Source organism: Prosthecodimorpha hirschii, assembly GCF_001305515.1.
GTDB lineage: Bacteria > Pseudomonadota > Alphaproteobacteria > Rhizobiales > Ancalomicrobiaceae > Prosthecodimorpha > Prosthecodimorpha hirschii.
This window is the reverse complement of sequence record NZ_LJYW01000001.1, coordinates 1,842,006-1,860,661: the sequence shown is the minus strand read 5'-3', so window position 1 is coordinate 1,860,661 and position 18,656 is coordinate 1,842,006. Positions and strand designations below refer to the sequence as shown.

At 68.5% G+C, this 18,656-nt stretch carries 18 protein-coding genes; 5 read left to right on the top strand and 13 right to left on the bottom strand.

Going from position 1 to position 18,656, the window contains the following annotated elements; all coding sequences use genetic code 11:
* Positions 1–20: 20 nt before the first annotated feature.
* The 3 genes from ABB55_RS08110 to ABB55_RS08100 all read right to left on the bottom strand — a co-directional run bounded on the left by ABB55_RS08110 (position 21) and on the right by ABB55_RS08100 (position 1,968).
* Complete coding sequence (locus tag ABB55_RS08110; RefSeq protein WP_054358362.1) at positions 21–1,112, bottom strand: 5-(carboxyamino)imidazole ribonucleotide synthase; 1,092 nt, start codon at positions 1,110–1,112, stop codon at positions 21–23.
* Positions 1,109–1,606, bottom strand: a complete 498-nt coding sequence (gene purE / locus ABB55_RS08105) for a 5-(carboxyamino)imidazole ribonucleotide mutase (RefSeq protein ID WP_054361910.1) — start codon at positions 1,604–1,606, stop codon at positions 1,109–1,111. The genes ABB55_RS08110 and purE overlap by 4 nt, the downstream gene beginning before the upstream one ends.
* Before the next feature lie 155 nt (positions 1,607–1,761).
* A complete protein-coding gene (locus ABB55_RS08100; protein WP_054358361.1) occupies positions 1,762–1,968 on the bottom strand; it encodes a YdcH family protein in 207 nt (68 codons plus the stop codon).
* Between the two features lie 380 nt (positions 1,969–2,348).
* On the opposite strand from ABB55_RS08100, the gene ABB55_RS08095 reads away from it, so the two are divergent.
* Entirely contained in the window at positions 2,349–2,528 is a 180-nt protein-coding gene (locus tag ABB55_RS08095; RefSeq protein WP_054358360.1) for a YdcH family protein, read from the top strand.
* A gap of 854 nt (positions 2,529–3,382) precedes the next feature.
* Here the strand turns inward: ABB55_RS08095 and ABB55_RS08090 are convergent.
* On the bottom strand, positions 3,383–5,017 hold the full coding sequence (locus ABB55_RS08090) for an acyl-CoA synthetase (protein WP_054358359.1): 1,635 nt from the start codon (positions 5,015–5,017) through the stop codon (positions 3,383–3,385).
* Between the two features lie 128 nt (positions 5,018–5,145).
* Entirely contained in the window at positions 5,146–5,625 is a 480-nt protein-coding gene (locus ABB55_RS29620) for a hypothetical protein (protein WP_152981968.1), read from the bottom strand.
* 82 nt (positions 5,626–5,707) lie between these two features.
* Here ABB55_RS29620 and ABB55_RS08085 point away from each other — a divergent pair, with 82 nt between their 5' ends.
* Complete coding sequence (locus ABB55_RS08085) at positions 5,708–7,279, top strand: S8 family serine peptidase (RefSeq protein WP_054358358.1); 1,572 nt, start codon at positions 5,708–5,710, stop codon at positions 7,277–7,279.
* 214 nt (positions 7,280–7,493) lie between these two features.
* On the opposite strand, the gene ABB55_RS08080 is transcribed toward ABB55_RS08085, so the two are convergent.
* Together ABB55_RS08080 and ABB55_RS08075 are read right to left on the bottom strand one after the other, a co-directional pair.
* On the bottom strand, positions 7,494–8,261 hold the full coding sequence (locus ABB55_RS08080) for a sulfite exporter TauE/SafE family protein (protein ID WP_244471995.1): 768 nt from the start codon (positions 8,259–8,261) through the stop codon (positions 7,494–7,496).
* A complete protein-coding gene (locus ABB55_RS08075) occupies positions 8,258–9,277 on the bottom strand; it encodes a hypothetical protein (RefSeq protein WP_054358356.1) in 1,020 nt (339 codons plus the stop codon). Before ABB55_RS08075 ends, ABB55_RS08080 begins: the two co-directional genes overlap by 4 nt.
* Positions 9,278–9,519: 242 nt before the next feature.
* Between ABB55_RS08075 and ABB55_RS08070 the strand changes: the two genes are divergently transcribed.
* A complete protein-coding gene (locus ABB55_RS08070; RefSeq protein WP_054358355.1) occupies positions 9,520–11,421 on the top strand; it encodes a propionyl-CoA synthetase in 1,902 nt (633 codons plus the stop codon).
* A gap of 105 nt (positions 11,422–11,526) precedes the next feature.
* On the opposite strand, the gene ABB55_RS08065 is transcribed toward ABB55_RS08070, so the two are convergent.
* Positions 11,527–11,793, bottom strand: a complete 267-nt coding sequence (locus ABB55_RS08065; RefSeq protein WP_152981967.1) for a hypothetical protein — start codon at positions 11,791–11,793, stop codon at positions 11,527–11,529.
* Between the two features lie 555 nt (positions 11,794–12,348).
* Here ABB55_RS08065 and rcdA point away from each other — a divergent pair.
* Positions 12,349–12,897, top strand: coding sequence for a protease adaptor protein RcdA (gene rcdA, locus ABB55_RS08060; RefSeq protein WP_083463452.1), 549 nt, complete (start codon positions 12,349–12,351; stop codon positions 12,895–12,897).
* A gap of 243 nt (positions 12,898–13,140) precedes the next feature.
* On the opposite strand, the gene rpmE is transcribed toward rcdA, so the two are convergent.
* Positions 13,141–13,362, bottom strand: coding sequence for a 50S ribosomal protein L31 (rpmE, locus tag ABB55_RS08055; RefSeq protein WP_054358353.1), 222 nt, complete (start codon positions 13,360–13,362; stop codon positions 13,141–13,143).
* 385 nt (positions 13,363–13,747) lie between these two features.
* On the opposite strand from rpmE, the gene ABB55_RS08050 reads away from it, so the two are divergent.
* Positions 13,748–15,571 carry an ABC transporter transmembrane domain-containing protein gene (locus ABB55_RS08050; protein WP_083463451.1) on the top strand — a complete coding sequence of 608 codons (1,824 nt, stop codon included), beginning with the start codon at positions 13,748–13,750 and terminating at the stop codon, positions 15,569–15,571.
* A 57-nt stretch (positions 15,572–15,628) separates the two neighbouring features.
* Here ABB55_RS08050 and ABB55_RS08045 read toward each other — a convergent pair whose 3' ends face one another.
* From ABB55_RS08045 to ABB55_RS08030, 4 genes are read right to left on the bottom strand one after another with little or no spacing between them, the layout of a single operon-like run.
* On the bottom strand, positions 15,629–16,087 hold the full coding sequence (locus ABB55_RS08045; RefSeq protein ID WP_160321192.1) for a GNAT family N-acetyltransferase: 459 nt from the start codon (positions 16,085–16,087) through the stop codon (positions 15,629–15,631).
* On the bottom strand, positions 16,084–16,572 hold the full coding sequence (locus ABB55_RS08040) for a GNAT family N-acetyltransferase (RefSeq protein WP_054358350.1): 489 nt from the start codon (positions 16,570–16,572) through the stop codon (positions 16,084–16,086). The genes ABB55_RS08045 and ABB55_RS08040 overlap by 4 nt, the downstream gene beginning before the upstream one ends.
* The gene (locus ABB55_RS08035) at positions 16,572–17,603 is read right to left on the bottom strand and encodes a peptidoglycan -binding protein (RefSeq protein ID WP_054358349.1); all 1,032 of its coding nucleotides are present in this window, start codon (positions 17,601–17,603) and stop codon (positions 16,572–16,574) included. The genes ABB55_RS08040 and ABB55_RS08035 overlap by 1 nt, the downstream gene beginning before the upstream one ends.
* A 3-nt stretch (positions 17,604–17,606) precedes the next feature.
* Positions 17,607–18,638 (bottom strand): flagellar motor protein MotA, encoded by a 1,032-nt coding sequence (locus tag ABB55_RS08030; RefSeq protein WP_054358348.1) that lies wholly within the window; start codon positions 18,636–18,638, stop codon positions 17,607–17,609.
* Between the last annotated feature and the right edge of the window lie 18 nt (positions 18,639–18,656).

Genomic DNA, 18,656 nt, shown 5'->3' with positions numbered 1-18,656 from the left:
GACGCCCGGCCCTCGGCGGGTCACCGGCGCGGCGCGATGCGGTTGACATGCCCCATCTTCCGGCCGGCGCGCACCTCGTGCTTGCCGTAGAGATGCAGGCTGGCGCCCGGCTCGGCGAGAATCGCCGCCATGCGGGCCACGTCGTCGCCGATCAGATTCTCCATCACCACGTCGGAATGGCGGGCAAGATCGCCGATCGGCAGGCCGGCGACCGCGCGCATATGCGCCTCGAACTGCGAGACGACGCAGGCGGTTTCGGTCCAGTGGCCGGAATTGTGCACCCGCGGCGCGATCTCGTTGGCGACCAGCCGCTCCCGGCCGTCCTCTTCGACCACGAAGAGCTCGACCGCCAGCACGCCGACATAGTCGAGCTCTGCCGCCACGGTCTCGCCGATGGCCCGCGCTGCCGCCGCAGTCCCGGCGTCGAGCCGTGCCGGCACGCGGGAATATTTGAGGATATGGTCGCGGTGCTCGTTCTCCGGGATGTCGAACGAGGCGCAGCTGCCGTCGAGACCGCGCACGGTCAGGACCGAGATCTCGCGCGAGAAGGGCACCCAGCCCTCCAGGATCGCGGGCGCGCCCCTCATCGCCGCGAAGGCCCCGTCGGCATCCTCGGGGCGGGCGATCTTGGCCTGGCCCTTGCCGTCGTACCCCATGCGCCGCGTCTTCAGAACGGCCGGATAGCCGATCGCGCCGAGCGCGGCCTCGAGCCCCGCGCGGTCGTCGACCGCCCGGAACGGAGCGGTCGGGATGCCGCAGGCGGCCAGGAAGGTCTTCTCCGGCAGGCGGTCCTGCGCGATGGCCAAGGCCCGGGTCCCGGGGCGGACCGGGACGCGCGCGGCCAGGAAGGCGGCGGTTGCGGCCGGAACATTCTCGAACTCGTAGGTGACGGCGTCCAGGCCCTCGGCGAAGCGCGTCAGAGCGGCCTCATCCTCGTAGTCGGCGACGACGATGTCGGAGGTCACGTCGAAGGCCGGGCTTTTCGGATCGGGGCACAGGACGCGGGTGGCGATGCCCAGGCGCGCGGCGGCGAGCGCCATCATGCGGCCGAGCTGTCCGCCACCGAGAATGCCGATCCGGAGGGCGCCGGCGGATGCGGCCGGGCGGGTCATGCGAGGTCGACCGGCTGGTCGGCGACGGCTTCGGTCTGACGGGCGCGCCAGGCATCGAGCCGATCCGCCAGCGCCTCGTCGCCGAGCGCCAGCACGGCCGCAGCCAGGAGCGCGGCATTGACGGCGCCGGCCTTGCCGATCGCCAGCGTGCCGACGGGGATCCCGGCCGGCATCTGGACGATGGAATGCAGGCTGTCGACGCCCTTCAGGACGCGCGATTCGACCGGAACGCCGAAGACCGGCAGCGGCGTCAGCGCGGCGGTCATCCCGGGCAGGTGGGCGGCCCCGCCGGCCCCGGCGATGATCACCTTGTAGCCGGCCTGCTTGGCGCCCTTGGCGAAGCGATAGAGCCGGTCCGGGGTCCGATGGGCGGAGACGATCCGGGCGTGGTGGGCGATGCCGAGCGCTTCGAGCGTCTCGGCCGTGTGGCGCATGCAATCCCAGTCGGATTGACTGCCCATGATGATCGCCACGGGCGGCGCTTTCTCGGCCATCGTCACCCCCGAAAGGCCCCAAGGCCCGGAAAGCGCGCTCTATAGACAATCGCCGATGTGGCGGCAAGGCGCCGCGGCTGGCGAAACGCCCCCGAGGTCGCGCCGCCGGTCCCGGATGCCGTTCGGGACCGGGGCCGGCCGGCGATCGCCCGTCCTCAGGCGATGATGTCCGGAACCAGCCGATCCTCAAGGTGCTGGATGCGATCCCGGATCGACAGCTTGCGCTTCTTGAGCCGCTGGATGGTGAGATGGTCGCCGCGGGCGGTCACCACCAGGGCATCGATGGCCGTGTCGAGATCGCGATGTTCCTGCCGGAGCCGCCCGAGTTCCCGGCGGACGTCCTCTTCTTCCTCGTCGGTCATCTGCGCGCCGTGTCTTTCCGGTCTTCCGTCTCTGGATACCTCTTCGGACGGCGCGGCAAGTCCGGCCATCCGGCGCTCCTGCCGATCCGGCCACCCGATCGCACGGCCGCCGTGTCACAGATCCACGGCACCGGCGCGGCAGACCTCCGCCTCCCCTTCTGGGAGCGGCCCGGCACGTCGAACATCATAACGCGGCCGAGCGAAAAAGGGGACTCCGATCCGCGTCGGCCCGGGTCCCGCGACGTTAGGAATTCATGAACCACGAATTTTCGGGGACGGGGTGGTGTGCCGGCGAAAAAACCCCACATCCATCCTTGCGGGCCTGACGCGTTGTGTCATGCTCGCTTCGTCAAGTCCTGCGAACATGGGAGGCTTACAGCATGTCCATCCAATCGCATCTTGCAGAGTTGAAGCGCCGCCATCAGGCCCTCGAGACCGAGCTGCGCGACGCCATGACCCATCCCAGCTCCGACTCTCTGGCAATCGCGGATCTGAAGCGGCGCAAGCTGCTGCTGAAGGACGAAATCAACCGGTTGGGGACCGGCGTCACGGTCCACTGACGGCTTCGCCAGGCGGGGTGCACCCGCCGATGCTCCGATCCTGAACAACGATCCTGCCGGATCGGCGATCGATGCGGTCGCGAGGTGGCCATTCAGGATGCCATGCCGAGCCCGGACGGCGCGGATCGCCGGGCTCGCCTTCGGATATACAACGCACAGACCTGCCCGAGACGGCGTGCCGGAGCCCTTTGCCGGGGTGGCGCCGTGTATCGGCAGGTCGACCCGGATCGACGGCGCCCCTCAGAGCGGATCGCGGCCATGGGCTGCAGCCCGCCGCATGGCCGCTCGGCCGGCGCCATCGTCGGGACGGGTTGCGACCGTCCAATCGCAGGGTCCCCGCAGGGCGGATGCCCGCGCGTCGGGACGCTCTCCTTCAATCTTCCTCTCCGAGCCGCGGTTGATCCGACGGCGCCTGTGGCCGAAGCCTGCATGGACGGCCTCCGTGCGGGCCCAGCCCGTTGCGGCGACATCGACCCCGTCCATTTGGCAGGCGACCGCGGCCGGGCAGCGGTGAGCACGCCCCACTGTCGACCCGATCGGCTATTGGCCCAACCGGCTATCGTCCCGACCGGCTATCGACCCGACCCGACCGGCAGCGGATCCGGCGCGGTTCGAATCGACCGGCTCCCAGCGTCGGGACGCAATTCCAGCGAGAGCATTTGCCGACAGGATGGAAACGTCCGACCGATCCGGAAACGCTCCAGAGTCGCCGGCTTGAGCCGAACCTCTTCGGTCGGATCGGTTCGATCTGACCGGGACCGGCGTTAAGCCCGATGAAGTCGTTTCCGGTCACGCGGTAGCGCGCGGGACGGGCCTGCGCGTTTCCGCTTTCCGGATGCCGTCGGCGCGGCGCCTCACAGGGCCTTGGCCATCTCGCGCAGGCGGAATTTCTGCACCTTGCCGGTCGAGGTCTTGGGCAGTTCGGTGAACACCACCGTGCGCGGGCATTTGAAGGCCGCGAGATGCTGCCGGCACCACTGCATGATGTCGTCGGCGGTGGTTTCCGCATTCGGCTTCAGCTCGACGAAGGCGCAGGGCGTCTCGCCCCATTTCTCGTCCGGCCGCGCCACGACGGCGGCGGCCTGCACGGCCGGATGCTTGTAGAGCGCATCCTCGACCTCGATCGACGAGATGTTCTCGCCGCCCGAGATGATGATGTCCTTGGAGCGGTCTTTCAGCTGGATGTAGCCATCGGGATGGATCACGCCGAGATCGCCCGAATGGAACCAGCCGCCCGCGAAGGCGTCGTCGCTGGCCTTCTTGTTGCGCAGATAGCCCTTCATAACGACGTTGCCGCGGAACATGACCTCGCCCATGGTCTGGCCGTCGGCCGGGACGGGCGTCATGGTCTCGGGATCCATCACGGTCAAGGCCTCCAGCGCGGCGTAGCGCACGCCCTGGCGCGCCTTCTTGCCGGCCTTGGCCGCACCGTCGAGCGCGTCCCATTCGGACTTCCAGTCGTTGACCACCGCCGGGCCATAGGTTTCCGTCAGCCCGTAGAGATGGGTCACGTTGAAGCCGGCCTCCGCCATGGCGGCGAGCACGGCCTCCGGCGGCGGCGCCGCGGCGGTGAAGAATTCGACCGTGTTGGAGAGCGTGCGCTTCTCGGCGGCGGGCGCGTTGAGCAGCGTCGACATCACGATCGGCGCGCCGCACAGATGCGTCACGCCATGTTCGGCGAGCGCCTCCCAGATCGCCCCGGCCCGCACCCAGCGCAGGCAGACATGGGTGCCGGCGACCACCGACAGCGACCAGGTGAAGCACCAGCCGTTGCAGTGAAACATCGGCAGGGTCCAGAGATAGACCGGATGCTTGCGCATCGAGGCGGTGATCACGTTGCCCTGGGCGAGCAGCGCGGCGCCGCGATGATGGTAGACCACGCCCTTCGGATTGCCGGTCGTGCCGGAGGTGTAGTTGAGCGAGATGGCGTCCCATTCGTCGGCCGGCATCTGCCAGTCGTAGTCGGGATCGCCGCCGGCCAGGAAGTCCTCGTAGTCGATCGCGCCGAGCCGCGCGCCGGTCTGCGGGAACTCAAGATCGTCATAGTCGATCACGATCGGCTTGTGGGTGGCGAGGGCCAGCGCCTCGGCGACCACCTTGGAATATTCGCGGTCGGTGATCAGCACCCGGGTCTCGGCATGGTCGAGCGAGAAGGCGATGATCGGCGCATCGAGCCGGGTGTTGAGCGTGTTCAGCACCGCGCCGCACATCGGCACGCCGTAATGGGCCTCCAGCATGGGCGGCGTGTTGGAGAGCATCACCGAGACGGTATCGCCCTTGCCGATGCCGCGCGCGGCCAGCGCCGAGGCGAGCCGGCGGGACCGGGCATAGAGCTCGGCATAGCTGGTGCGCGCCTTGCCGTGGATGATGGCAATGCGATCGGGAAACACCTTGGCGGAGCGTTCCAGGAAGCTGAGCGGCGTCAGGGGCTGGAAATTGGCCGGATTCTTGTCGAGGTCGATCTCATACCAGTTCGTTTCCGCAGCCATCGGGCGCTCCCATCGCATCGTTTGGCCGGGAATAGACCCCGCCCGCCGACGCAAGGCAAGTCGCAATGGGGCGTAGCTGGAGGGGCGCCCCAGGCGGACCGTCGGCCTGCGGGGCCGGACGAAGGCGATTACTTGGTGGCCTTCGGATAGAGCAACTGTGGCGTTACCGCCTGGGCGCCGGCGAGGCCCGCCACGATCTCGATCTTGTCGAGCGCATCGGCGATGTCGTGTTTGCGCGGTTGGACAAGCATCATGGTGTCCGATCGGCGGATGATGTCGAAACCGAGATCGTCCAAGGCCACGGTGAGTCCATCCGTGGGCGTGCCCTCCGCCAGTTGCAGCGTCAGCCGGCCTGTTGGAACCGCCACCGCTCCCGACGCCGCGGCCTTGTAGACGGGCCCGAGCGATCGACCGCTCTTGCGCTCTCGCCCAACCGCCGGCGCCTTCGCGCGCGCAACGGCGAAAGTCTCGGCTCCGTCCCGCAAGACCGATTCCGCCCAGGCGGGTGTCTTGCCGCCTTCGAGGCGCACGACGACGAGGTCGGGATCGAGATCCAGGGCAACGGTGACCGGTCCGGACCCGGTTAAACGTATTGGTGCATTCGACATTCGAAGATCCATTCTGATTGCGCGCCTATCCGTAGCGTCATATGATTCATGCAATCATATAGGGCATCGGAGGAAAATAGACATGGTCGAGGTCGTCTTCGGCGGCAAGAGCGGCGTCAGCTTCACTTTTTCCCCAGATGGCGCGGAACTGTCCGCAAGCCTGTCCCAGGTCGCGACCCAAGGCAAGATATCGGTCGCGATGAAGCCGCTATTGCCCCTGGCCCGCTCCCTTTCCCAGAGTCTGGCCGTTTCGCGAGCGTCGGCCGAGTTGGTCCGCCCGGCCGGCACAGGCTCGGTCTCAGCCCGCGATCGGCTGACCAAGGCCTTCGCCAATCATCTGCTCATCGACAATCGCAGTCATCAACCCGTCGGCTTTACCGAGCGAGTCTATCTCCGGTTCGAGGACGGGGTCTCGCCCGAGGAAATCCGCCGCACCCTTAGCCGCCAGAAACATATGCGGATCGTCAGAAAGGTCGGCTTTGCGGCAAATGCCTTCGTTCTGGAACCGAACATCGACCTCGGGACGGCGGTTTTCGAGGTTTCTCTCGAGTTGCTGAGGCACGTCTCGGTGTCGCGCTGTCACCCGGAACTTCTGCGCCCGCGTCAGAACCGGGCGGGCGCGCCGATGCAATGGCATCTGGGGTCGCGCCGGATCGGCGGTGCACAAGTCGACCAGCATGCCCATGTCGAAGCGGCCTGGAGTCACAGCCGGGGCGCCGGGATCAATGTCGCGATCATCGACGACGGGTTCGATCTCACCCATCCCGAATTGAAGCCGGGTCGTGTGATCGAATTCGACGCGACCACCCAGACCGCCGATGCGCGGCCGCGGTCCGCGCGCGAGAACCACGGCACCGCCTGCGCGGGTGTCGCGGTCGCCGCCGGGGTGGCCGGGGCGAGCGGGGTGGCGCCGGAAGCCAATCTGATCGCCATCCGCAGCGACGGCGCCCTTGGGTCGCTCACCGAGGCGGATGCCTTCGAATTCGCCGCCCGCCACGGTGCCGACGTGATCTCCTGCAGTTGGGGTCCCGTCGATGGTCACCCGGACGATCCGAACGATCCGCTCCATAACAACGTCGTGCCGATGTCCGACCTCACGCGCGATGCCCTCCAGCATTGCCTCCGCACCGGCCGGAACGGCCGTGGCATCGTGATCGCTTGGGCGGCGGGAAACGGCAACGAATCCGTCGACAACGACGGCTATGCGGCGCATCCGGACGTGATGGCGGTGGCGGCGTGCAACGACCGGGGCACGCGCTCGCACTACAGCGACATGGGCGACGCTATTGCATGCTGCTTCCCGAGCAGCGATCGCGGCGGCCCGACCCCGGGGATTTGGACGACTGACCGGCGCGGCCGGCGCGGCTACAATCCTGGCAATGCCTCGCTCGGCGATCCTGCCGGAGACTACACCAGCACCTTCGGGGGAACCTCCAGCGCCTGCCCTGGTGCGGCCGGTACCGCGGCCCTGGTCCTGGCGGCCGATCCGGATCTCACCTATCGCGATGTCATCGAACTGATCAAATCTACGGCCGACCGCATCGATCTGGCTGGCGGAAACTATGATGCGCGCGGCCACAGCCCCTTCTATGGCCATGGCCGCGTCAACGCGGAGCGCGCCGTCGTGCAAGCCCGTGCCTCGGCACTGGCCTAGTGGTTTGATCGAGACGGATGGCACCCATCCGTCTCGTGAATCCAAACCACTCACTCTTTGACCACTAGCGGTTCGAGCATGAGGGACGGTTCCCGACCGCCTCCTGGTTTCCGATCCCGGTCGGCTTGATTTCCGGGACCTCTGGAATGCTGGCGAAGCCGGCCGTCAAGCCGGTTCGCCATCCGACTGGCGACGCGTCGGCTTTCGAGCGATCTCACCCGGCGAGCGCGTGGGCGCCGTCCCAGATCAGCTTCAGGGAGATCGCGCAGAGGCCGAACTCGACCAAGCGGAAGAAGGCGCCCTCGGGGATCATCTTGACCACGCGGGCGCCCGCGAAGGTGGCGATCACCGCGGCCGGGGCGAGCGTCAGCGCGGTTTCGAGACTGCCGAGATTGAGCTGTCCGAGCATCCAGAAGGGGACCAGCTTGGTCAGGTTGATGACCGCGAACAGGATCGTCGTCGTGCCGGCATAGACATATTTGTCGAGCCGCTGCGGCAGCACGTACCATTGGTAGGGCGGGCTCCCGGCATGCGACACGAAGCTGGTGAAGCCGGTCAGCATGCCCCAGAAGATGCCGCGCGGGATGTCGGCCTGCTTCTTCTCCAGCGTGGCCGGGCGGAGCCAGCGGTCCAGGCAGAAGGCGAGGCCGATCAGGCCAAGCATCAGGGTGACGGCGGCTTCCGAGACCAGCGAGGCCGTCGCCCAGCCGACGCCGACGCCGGCGATCCCGGCCGGGATCAGGATCGCGAGGTTGCGGCGGTCGAAGGCGTGGCGATAGACCCACAGCCCGAACATGTCCGAGACGACGTAGATCGGCAGCAGCATGCCGACCGCCTGGATCGGCGGAACGACCAGCGTCAGCAGCGGTACCGCCAGCATTCCGACCATCGGCACGCCGCCCTTGGATCCGCCGACCAGGGCGGCGGCCGGGATGGCCAGGAGATAGAACAGAAGGTCGGCGGTCACGACTTGAGCGCTCACGGGCGGGCGATGCTCCGGATCGGTGGATGGCGTGCGGCAAGGCGATCGGCGAGAACGGCCCGATCCGACGTCCATGTCCCGTCGAGTGCCGCAACCAGGGACGGATCGAGCGTCACGGCCGGGTCGCCGGTGCGGGCGGAGAAGTGCCGGCTCAGAAAGGGACGCACGACCTGCGCCCAGGTCTGCGCGTCGACATGGGACCGCATGGCGTCGGCCAGCGCCACGCCGCGCGTCGACAGCGAGGCATTCGGGCGGCGCCAGGGGCCGAGGCCCGGAATGCGGTCCGCGATCCGCGCCGGCAGGGCGTCGACGGCGCCGCCGAGCGGACCCAGGCCCTGCAGTCGCGTCGGCTCCGGCAGCCCGAAGGCGGCCAGGAGATCGGTGGTGTAGGCACGGCCGCCGAGGCGCGGCAGGTCGGCGAAGTCGCGCAGCACCAGTCGCTGCCCGGCCGCCGCCTCGATGCTGGCGACAAGATCGCTCCAGCGGAACTGTGCCGGATCGATTCGCGACGGGTCGCGCAGCCGGGCGCGCCGGCCCTTGGCGGCTTCCTGGGCGAGGCAGGAGGCGAGGAAATCGGAGGTCCGGCGGATATGCATCACAAGCCGGAGGTCGACTTCCGGATGGGCGGAGAGAAGTCGCATCAGCCGTCGGATTCGCGTTCCGGCTTCGGGGTAGAGGCCGCGACCGTCGAACATGGCGGTGGTGCCGATGAAATCCTCCGCCGAGATCAGGAGCACGCGTCCGGTCTTGCGCCAGACCGCCAGGTGGCGCTCGAAATCGGCTTGCGGGTCGGCCTCGACCTTGCGGCCGCGGCACCAGAAGGCCCAGGGCTGGCCCTTCAGGTCCTGGTTCTGGGCGAAGGAGAATCGTTCGCGGCCGAGCCGGCCGTGGAGCGCGGCGATCCGGTTCTGCACGAGGGTCGTGCCGGTGCGATGGGCGCCGAGATGCAGGCACAGCACGAAGGGCGCGGCGGCCGTCCGTCTGGTCTCGGGTTCGCGGGAGGGTGGTTCGGGCACGCGACGATCCTCGAGCCGGCCCTTCGGCCGGAATGCCGGCAGTCGCGCAGGACGACCGCCCGGCGCCCGGGTCTATCCCTTCTGCCGAAGACGGGCAACGGCGCCGGGTTCGGAACTGCCGGGCGGCTCCGGAATGTCACGGATGCGGCCGCGGGATAGCCAAATGGCTGATTGCGGCTTCCTATGGGGCGTAACAAGAGTACGCGGCCCTCGGAGGGGGCGCGGGTCGGGAGGATGACACGATGGTGAGCCGCTACAGCGACGTCTATGGCCAGTGGCAGTCGGACCCGGAGGGCTTCTGGGCCGCCGCTGCCGCGGACCTCGACTGGTTCAAGCCCTGGGACAAGGCCTTCGATGCCGAGGCCGGCGTCTATGGGCGCTGGTTCGTCGGGGCCGAATGCAACACCTGCCACAACGCGGTCGACCGCCATGTGGCGGCCGGCCGGGGCGCGCAGGCGGCGATCATCTACGACAGCCCGCTGACCGGGACCAAGGCCCGGATCAGCTACGCCGAACTTCTGGCCAGCGTGCAGGCGATGGCGGCGACGCTGGTCGACCAGGGGGTCGGCAAGGGCGACGTGGTCATCGTCTACATGCCGATGATCCCGGAGGCCGCGGTGGCGATGCTCGCCTGCGCCCGCATCGGCGCGATCCATTCGGTGGTCTTCGGCGGCTTCGCCTCCCGCGAACTGGCGACCCGCATCGACGACGCCAAGCCGAAGGCCATCATTTCGGCCTCCTGCGGCATCGAGCCGAACCGCGTGATCGCCTACAAGCCGCTGATCGACGAAGCGATCGAGATCGCCGGCCACAAGCCGGAAGCGGTCTTCGTGCTGCAGCGCCCGCAGGTCGCCGCGGCGCTGAAGCCCGGCCGCGACCACGATCTCGGCCAGGCGATGGCCGCCAATGCCGGCCGCGCCGCGCCCTGCACGCCGGTCGCCGCGACCGACCCGCTCTATATCCTCTACACCTCCGGCACGACCGGCCAGCCGAAGGGCGTGGTGCGCGACAATGGCGGCCACATGGTCGCGCTGGTCTGGTCGATGCGCAACATCTACGGCGTCGAGCCCGGCGAGGTCTATTGGGCGGCCTCGGACGTGGGCTGGGTGGTCGGCCATTCCTATATCGTCTATGCGCCGCTCCTGTTCGGCGCGACCACCATCGTGTTCGAGGGCAAGCCGGTCGGCACGCCCGACCCGGGCACCTTCTGGCGCGTGATCTCCGAGCACAAGGTCGCGGCCTTCTTCACCGCGCCGACCGCGTTCCGCGCGATCAAGAAGGAGGACCCGAACGGGACCTATCTCGCGAAATACGACGTGTCGTGCCTGCGGACCCTGTTCCTGGCCGGCGAGCGCGCCGATCCGGATACGGTCCAGTGGGCCGAGACCATGCTCAAGATTCCGGTCGTCGACCATTGGTGGCAGACCGAGACCGGCTGGACCATCGCCGGCAATCCGGTCGGGCTCGGTCTCCTGCCGATCAAGCACGGTTCGCCGACCGTGCCGATGCCGGGCTGGGACATCCGGATCCTGGACGATGCCGGCCACGAGGTCGCTCCGGGCACGCTCGGCAACATCGTTGCCCGTCTGCCGCTGCCTCCGGGTTGCCTGCCGACGCTCTGGAAAGCCGACGCGCGCTTCCGGTCGGCCTACCTGGACGAGTTCCCGGGCTACTACAAGACGGCCGACGCCGGCTTCCGCGACCAGGACGGCTACCTGTTCATCATGGCGCGCACCGACGACATCATCAACGTCGCCGGACACCGCCTCTCGACCGGCGGCATGGAGGAGGTGCTCGCCTCGCATCCGGATGTCGCCGAATGCGCGGTGATCGGCATCCACGATGAGATGAAGGGGCAGATCCCCTGCGGCTTCGTGGTGCTGAAGTCGGGCGTCAGCAAGGATGCCGAGGCGATCGAGAAGGAACTGGTCAAGCTCGTCCGCGACAAGATCGGGCCGGTTGCGGCCTTCAAGCTGGCGATCAAGGTCGAGCGGCTGCCGAAGACCCGCTCGGGCAAGATCCTGCGCGGCACGATGCAGAAAATCGCCGATCACGAGCCGTGGAACATGCCGGCCACGATCGACGATCCGGCCATCCTGGACGAGATCGAAAGCGCCATCCGCGCCCGCGGCATCGGGGTGTGAAGTCTCCGGTCCTGACCGATCAGGTCCGGACGCCGGCCTCCGATCCGACGGATCGGGGGCCGTTTTCGTTTTCGGAACGTGGGCGGCGAACCGGGCCGGGCGGGCTCAGGCGCAGCGCTTCAGGAGTTCGTCCAGAGCGTGCTGGCGCTCGACCATCGAGGCGTTGAAGGCGCGGGCGACCGGGATGGCCTGCACTTCGATCTGCTTGCCGCCGACGAGGTCGACGGCGATCGCGCCCTCGTCCGCCACGGTGACGCTGCGCACGGTCGGCAGCACGGCGACGCGGTCTGCGATCAGCTGGGTCATCTCGTCGACCGACAGCTTGGCCTTGTCGAACAGGGCGTCGCGACGCACGGCACTCACGGGTTCCATCGGATTGATCCTCTTGCTCTCGTCCACTTGCACCCATCCTAGGACGGGTCGGCTTTATGCCGGCTTAAGTCTCGGTTCATCCGGCGCTCATCGCGCCGCCGCTGTCGTCGGCGGGCCGGGCAGGCGCCGGAACCGCCGGTCAGTTCGGCCCGGATCGTGTCGGAAGCGAGGCATGGCGCGATTGTTTGGGTGCAAACTTTTGGGGAGGGTCCCATGTGCCGATTTGGATCAGGTCACGCGTCGAGGCGTCCCGATTTACGCTTCGTTAAGGTTTACGAGGCATGATCGTCTGGTCCGGAAGTCCCGGACCCGAGTGGCTCCTATCCACTCCTCTTTTTGACGCCTCCCTGTACTTTCTTCGAGCCGTGCCCGTCACGGCTCGTTTTTTTGAGCACTCCGGTATTTTGTAACGAAGCGTTAACCCCAACGCCGATTTCGGTGGAAGGCCGCGTGCCGCGCGGCGCCTTCTGGCATTCGGCCTGCTAGTCCTGCCGCACGAGACGGGCGCTGTTCCGTTCGGCCTCGGAAGAGGCTAGAGTTGCGGGAGTTGTCGGCATGACGCGGGGCGAAAGCATGGACCGGAACCCGACCCATGATCGGGGCGGCGCTGGAACTGGAACGATCGATTTCGCCCAGCGATTCGCCGGCTCGGAGACCTTTCGAACCCTGTTCCGCGAAGGGATGGGGCTCGTCGAGGAGACGGCGGCCTATCTGGATGGTCCCGGGCGCTCGGAGTCGCGCGACCTGACGCGGACCGGCTCGCTCGTCTACGCGACCGAATCCATGCGGCTGACCACGCGCCTGATGCAACTCGCCTCCTGGCTTCTCCTGCAGCGCGCGGTCAACGACGGCGAGATGACCCAGGCCCAGGCCGGCCAGGAGAAGTCCAAGGTCCGCATCGACGGCCCGACCACGGCCCGCACCGGTCCCGGCTGGGACGAGGTCCCCGACATGCTGAAGCAGCTGATCGAACGCTCGGTCCGCCTGCAGGAGCGCATCCGCAAGCTCGATGCGGCCATCTATGGCGGCGAGCGCGAGGCGGCGCCGAATCCGGTCTTCGCCCAGCTCGGCAAGCTCAATCAGGTCTTCGGCTCGGGCAACTGACCGTCGGCCGTCCGTCTGCCGCATGGGCGGCAGCGGCGCGCGCGTCTTCTCCAGATACCGCCAGATATCCGTCAGGCGGCCACCGTTCAGGCAGAGGGGCGGGGGCTGCCTTGGCTTGTCCGGCGGGTGCTCCGCCCGTCGCCCGATCGGACGCGTCGGCCTGCCGGCATCGCGGCGGCGGGCAATAAAAAACCCCGGCCGAAGCCGGGGTTTCGAGGTCGGACCCTTGCGGACCCGGGATGTTCAGAGGCCGAAGCCCTTGAACTTGTCCTTGAACTTGGAGATGCGGCCGCCGCGGTCCAGGAGCTGCTGGTTGCCGCCGGTCCAGGCCGGATGCGACCGCGGGTCGATGTCAAGGTTCAGCGTGTCGCCTTCCTTGCCATAGGTCGACCGGGTCATGTACTCGGTGCCGTCGGTCATGACGACCTTGATCATGTGGTAGTCGGGGTGAATGCCCTGCTTCATAGCCGTCGTCCCAATCGTGTTCCAATCAAGCCGCAGGCCGGAGCGGACGATTTCGTCACACCATGCCGATCGCGGGCTTCGGACGACACCACGACCCGAAGGCCGCGCGAACCGTCCACCATGCCGTCGGGCCACCGCCCGTGCGGCGAGCAGCCCAAAATCCGAGGGCCGCGAGCCTGTCGGCGCGCAGCCCCGAAATCCAGTCGGCGCTGCTATAGCGGAAGGGGCCGCGCGGGGCAAGCGGTCCGCGGCGGTTTTCCGCATCCCGCCGGGGCATCGGCGAGAAACCGATTTGCCGGTTCGCGGACAAACACCGACTTGAACATGCCGCCGGAACCGGCCATCAAACCGGCGGACGGGGCCGGCGACGGCGAGGAGACGATTGGTGGCGAGGACTGACAGTAAGGCGGCGGCCGAGACACGCTCACGGTCGGTGCGACCGCTTGCGATGCTGGCCCCCTATGCGCGGCGCTATCGCGGCCGCATCCTCCAAGCCCTGGCGGCACTCACGGCGGCATCGGCCGCCACCCTGGTGGTTCCGCTCGCGGTGCGGCGGATGATCGACCACGGCTTCACCGGGGCCGATGCCGGGCTGATCGACCGCTATTTCCTGATGCTGCTGGTCGTGGCCGGCGCGCTCGCGGCGGCCAGTTCGGCCCGCTACTATCTCGTCACCTGGCTCGGCGAGCGCATCGTCGCCGATCTGCGCGCCGACGTCTTCGCCCATGTGATGCGGCTTTCGGCCGACTTCTTCGACCGCTCGATGTCGGGCGAGATCGTCTCGCGGCTGACCGCCGACGCGACCCAGATCAAGGCCGCGGTCGGCGCCTCCGCGTCGATCGCGCTGCGCAACTTCTTCCTGTTCGTCGGGGCGGTCGCCATGATGGTGGTGACCAGTCCGCGGCTTTCCGGCCTCGTCATCCTGGCGATCCCGTTCATCGTCCTGCCGCTGGTCGCCTTCGGGCGGCGGGTGCGCCGGAAGTCGCGGCTCGCGCAGGACACGCTCGCCGACGCGACCGCCTATGCCACCGAGGCGATCGGCGCGGTGCGCCAGGTCCAGGCCTTCACCGGCGAGACGGCCGCGATCGGCCGCTTCCGGGGCGGTGTCGAGCGCGCCTTCGAGGCGGCCCGCTCGTCGACGGCGGCGCGATCGATCCTGACTGCCGTGGCGATCTTCATGGTCTTCGGCAGCGTCGTGACGGTGCTCTGGATCGGCGCCACCGATGTGCTCGCCGGTCGGCTGACGCCCGGCGCCCTGTCGCAATTCGTGCTCTATGCGGTCTTCGCCGCCGGCGCGCTCGGCGAACTCAGTCAGGTCTGGGGCGAGATCAGCCAGGCGGCCGGCGCGGCCGAGCGTCTCGCCGAACTGCTCCAGGTCCGCCCGAGCGTCGCCGCTCCGGCCGACCCCGAGCCGATGCCGCCGCGGCGCGGTGCCGTCGCGCTCGACACGATCGGCTTCGCCTATCCGACGGCGCCCGAGCGGCCGGTGCTGAGCGGCTTCTCGCTCGCCGCCGAGCCCGGCGAGCGCATTGCGCTGGTCGGTCCGTCCGGGGCCGGCAAGTCGACCGTGTTCCACCTGCTGCTGCGCTTCTACGATCCCGGTTCGGGCCGGGTTCTGGTCGACGGCGCCGACCTGACGCGGGTCGATCCGACCGCCCTGCGCCAGCGCATCGCCGTGGTGCCGCAGGACACCGTGATCCTCGCCGGCACCGTGATGGAGAATATCCGCTTCGGCCGGCCCGAGGCGAGCGACGAGGAGGTGCGCCGCGCCGCCGAGGCGGCCCTGGTCGACGATTTCGTCCGCGCCATGCCGGACGGATACCAGACCCTCGTCGGCGAGCGCGGCGTCACGCTGTCGGGCGGCCAGCGCCAGCGCATCGCGATCGCCCGGGCCATCCTCAAGGATGCGCCGATCCTGCTGCTCGACGAGGCGACCAGCGCGCTCGACGCGGAATCCGAGACGCTGGTGCAGACCGCGCTCGACCGGCTGATGCAGGGCCGCACGACCATCGTCATCGCCCATCGCCTGGCGACGGTGCTCGAATGCGACCGCATCCTGGTCATCGACGGCGGCCGCGTTGTGGAGGAGGGGCGCCATGACGATCTCGTCGCCCGCGGCGGCCTCTATGCCCGGCTGGCCCGGCTGCAGTTCGAGACCGGCGCGGCCGCGCTCGCGGCGGACGGGAAACGCACCTCGGATCAGGCCTGATCGGAGAGGCCCACTGAACCGCCGGTCCGCCCGGCGGCGCCGGACAGGCGGTCGGGGTCAGCCGCGCCCGGCCGGCCAGACATAGCGCCAACTCGGCCAGCCCGTGGTCGGGCTCGCATCGGGCCGGAGCCGCACGCAGCCGAGCCGCTCGTAGAAGGCGATCGCGCCGGCATTGGCCTGCATGACGCGGAATTCGATCGGTCCGGCTTCGAGGTCGCGGATCGCCGCCATCAGGGCACGGCCGATGCCGGCGCGGTGGCGGGCCGGGTCGACCACCAGTTGATCGAGCCAGGAGCGGGCGGGATCGAAGATCGCGAAGCCCGCCAGCGCGCGATCGCATTCGGCGGCAAGCACGATGCGGGCGGGCAGATACTCGGCCGGCAGCTGGCGGCGCCAGCCGGGCTCCAGGGCGTCCATATCCAGGCTCGGGACGGCCGCGGCCCAGGCCCGCCGCCAGACGCCGTAGGAGGGCTCCAGATCGGCCTTGGCGAAGGGGCGGATGGCCGCCGGCGTCACGACGGGTCCGCAGCCTGCGCGGCCGGCCGCCATTCGAGCTTCAGCGTGGCGAGACCGGATTTCGCGTTGACCCCCTCGGCGATGACCTGGAAGCCGTTGCGCATGTAGAAGGCGACGGCGCGCGGATTGTCCTGGTTCACGTCGAGTTCGATGCGTCCAGGCGCCAGCCGGCGCGCCTCGTCGAGCAGAGCTTCGGCGATGCCCTTGCCCCACCAGGGCGAGCCGACCACGATCTGGTCGAGATAGCAGGTCGATGTGTCGATCAGCACGAAGCCGGCGATCTCGCCGGTCTCGACCAGGGCGCAGCGGATGGTCTGCCCGGCGTCTTCGGCCGCGATCAGGTGGTCGACCAGCCAGGCCCGCCGGGTCTCGAAGTCGATCGACGGCATGGTGCGCTGCCAGCTCTCGACCCAGACATCGGCGATCTCGGGAAGATAGGCGCTGTCGAACGGGAACAGGCCGCGCAGGGTGTTGCGGTGGTCCATCAGCGATCCGTCATCCTGATCTCGATGCGCCGGTTCTTGGCGTAGATCTCTTCCGACGTCCCCTCTTCGAGCGGCTGATACTCGCCGAAGCCGGCCGCGACCAGCCGCTTGGGCGACACGCCGCGGTCGATCAGGTAGCGCACCACCGAGATCGCGCGCGCCGCGGAAAGCTCCCAGTTCGAGCGGAAGCGGCCGGTCGACGAGGTCGGCCGCACGTCGGTATGGCCGTCGACGCGGAGCGTCCAGGCGACTTCGGTCGGGATCTGGCGTTCCAGTTCCAGGATCGCCAGCGCGAGCTTGTCGAGATCCGCCCGTCCGGCATCGTTGATGGTTTCCTGGCCGACCGGGAACAGCACCTCGGACTGGAACACGAAGCGGTCGCCGACGACGCGGATGTCGGAGCGGCTGCCGAGAATTTCGCGCAGGCGGCCGAAGAAGTCCGAGCGGTAGCGCTGCAGCTCCTGGACGCGCTGCGCCAGGGCCACGTTCAGCCGCTTGCCGAGGTCCGAAATCTTGGTCTGGCTCTCCCGGTCGCGCGATTCCGAGGCGTCCAGGGCCGTCTCCAGGGCCGCGATCTGGCGGCGCAGCGCGGAGATCTGCTGGTTCAGCAATTCGACCTGCGCCAGCGCCCGTGCGCTGACCCGCTTCTCATCGTCGAGCTGGGTCCCGAGCGTCTCGACCGCGCCGCTCGACGAACTGGCGGCGCCGGCCTGCTGCTCGATCAGCCCCTGCAACCGACCCTTCTCGCCCTCGACCGCCGTCAGGCTCGAGCGCAGCGTTCCGACCTGATCCTCGACCTCGCGTTTGCCCGCGCGTTCCAAGGCCAGCAGTTCGGTCAACTCCGCGATCTGGGAGTTGAGCCGCGACAAAGCGGTGTCCTTGCCGGTGATCTCGCGGGTCAGAAAGAACTGCGAGAGCATGAACACCGACAGGAGGAAGATGATCACCAGCAGCAACGTCGCCATGGCGTCGACGAAGCCCGGCCAATAGTCGATGCGCGTATCCCTGCGCCGGCCGCGGGCGAGGCTCATGGCCTATTCTCCGGGCCGTTCGGTCGTGCGGTAGTCGTCCTCGCGCCAGCCTTCCGGCAAGTCCTCCGGCGCCACCAGCTTCACGAGAACCCGGCGCATCTCGCGGGATTCCTCGGTCTGCTCCTCGACCCAGGCGCGGATCATCTGCTGTTCGGCACGCATGTGGGTGACCAGGCCCTGGACGCCTTCCGCGAGGCTCGCCATGGCGGTCGTGGCCGTGCGGTTGGCGCCGCTCTCCTGCACCGTGCGGTTCAGCCGCTCGATCGCGACGCGCAGCGATTCGACCGTGCCGAGCGGGCCCTCGCGTCGGTCGCCGAGATCGATGTCGGTGATCGCGGACAGCCAGTCCTCGAGCTCGTTGTAGAAGCGGTTCTGCGCCTGGCTCGCTTGAAGATCGAGGAAGCCGATCACCAGCGAGCCGGACAGGCCGAACAGCGAGGACGAGAACGCGACGCCCATGCCGCCGAGCGGGGCGGCAAGTCCGGTCTTCAGGTCTTCGAAGATGACGCCGAGATCGGCGGACCCGACGCTGAGCGTCGAGATGGTGCGGCCGACCGAGCCGACCGTCTCGGTCAGGCCCCAGAAGGTGCCGAGCAGGCCGAGGAAGACCAGCAGGCCGCCGATATAGCGGGTGATGTCGCGCGTCTCGTCGAGGCGCATCGAGATCGAATCGAGGATCGACCGCATCAGAACGGGCGAGACTTCGAGCCGGCCGGCGCGATCGCGCAGCAGCGCCGACATCGGGCCGAGCAACTGCGGCTGGGCGCTGACGGCGATGCCCGGATCGCCGACCCGGAAGGAATTGACCCAGTTGACTTCGGGGAACAGCCGCACGACCTGGCGGATCGCCAGGATGGAGCCGAGCAGCAAGACGCCGACGATCAGGCCGTTAAGGCCGGGATTGGCCATGAAGGCCGCCATCACCTGCCGGTACAGGATGACGACGACGAAGCCCGCGATGATCAGGAAGATGACCATGCGCCACAGAAACTGCTGCGGGCTGGACAGCCGGTGAGGGTCGAAATCCCGCGCCATGGAGTGCCCTTCTGATCG

Excerpts from the sequence above, each read along its gene's own strand:
- rpmE (WP_054358353.1), bottom strand. The coding sequence starts at position 13,362 with ATGAAGCAGGGCATTCACCCCGACTACCACATGATCAAGGTCGTCATG.
- ABB55_RS08090 (WP_054358359.1), bottom strand. The coding sequence starts at position 5,017 with ATGGCTGCGGAAACGAACTGGTATGAGATCGACCTCGACAAGAATCCG.
- rcdA (WP_083463452.1), top strand. The coding sequence starts at position 12,349 with ATGACGCGGGGCGAAAGCATGGACCGGAACCCGACCCATGATCGGGGC.
- ABB55_RS08110 (WP_054358362.1), bottom strand. The coding sequence starts at position 1,112 with ATGACCCGCCCGGCCGCATCCGCCGGCGCCCTCCGGATCGGCATTCTC.
- ABB55_RS08070 (WP_054358355.1), top strand. The coding sequence starts at position 9,520 with ATGGTGAGCCGCTACAGCGACGTCTATGGCCAGTGGCAGTCGGACCCG.
- ABB55_RS08100 (WP_054358361.1), bottom strand. The coding sequence starts at position 1,968 with ATGACCGACGAGGAAGAAGAGGACGTCCGCCGGGAACTCGGGCGGCTC.
- ABB55_RS08040 (WP_054358350.1), bottom strand. The coding sequence starts at position 16,572 with ATGGACCACCGCAACACCCTGCGCGGCCTGTTCCCGTTCGACAGCGCC.
- ABB55_RS08065 (WP_152981967.1), bottom strand. The coding sequence starts at position 11,793 with ATGGAACCCGTGAGTGCCGTGCGTCGCGACGCCCTGTTCGACAAGGCC.
- ABB55_RS08085 (WP_054358358.1), top strand. The coding sequence starts at position 5,708 with ATGGTCGAGGTCGTCTTCGGCGGCAAGAGCGGCGTCAGCTTCACTTTT.
- ABB55_RS08030 (WP_054358348.1), bottom strand. The coding sequence starts at position 18,638 with ATGGCGCGGGATTTCGACCCTCACCGGCTGTCCAGCCCGCAGCAGTTT.
- ABB55_RS29620 (WP_152981968.1), bottom strand. The coding sequence starts at position 5,625 with ATGTCGAATGCACCAATACGTTTAACCGGGTCCGGACCGGTCACCGTT.
- purE (WP_054361910.1), bottom strand. The coding sequence starts at position 1,606 with ATGGCCGAGAAAGCGCCGCCCGTGGCGATCATCATGGGCAGTCAATCC.
- ABB55_RS08095 (WP_054358360.1), top strand. The coding sequence starts at position 2,349 with ATGTCCATCCAATCGCATCTTGCAGAGTTGAAGCGCCGCCATCAGGCC.
- ABB55_RS08035 (WP_054358349.1), bottom strand. The coding sequence starts at position 17,603 with ATGAGCCTCGCCCGCGGCCGGCGCAGGGATACGCGCATCGACTATTGG.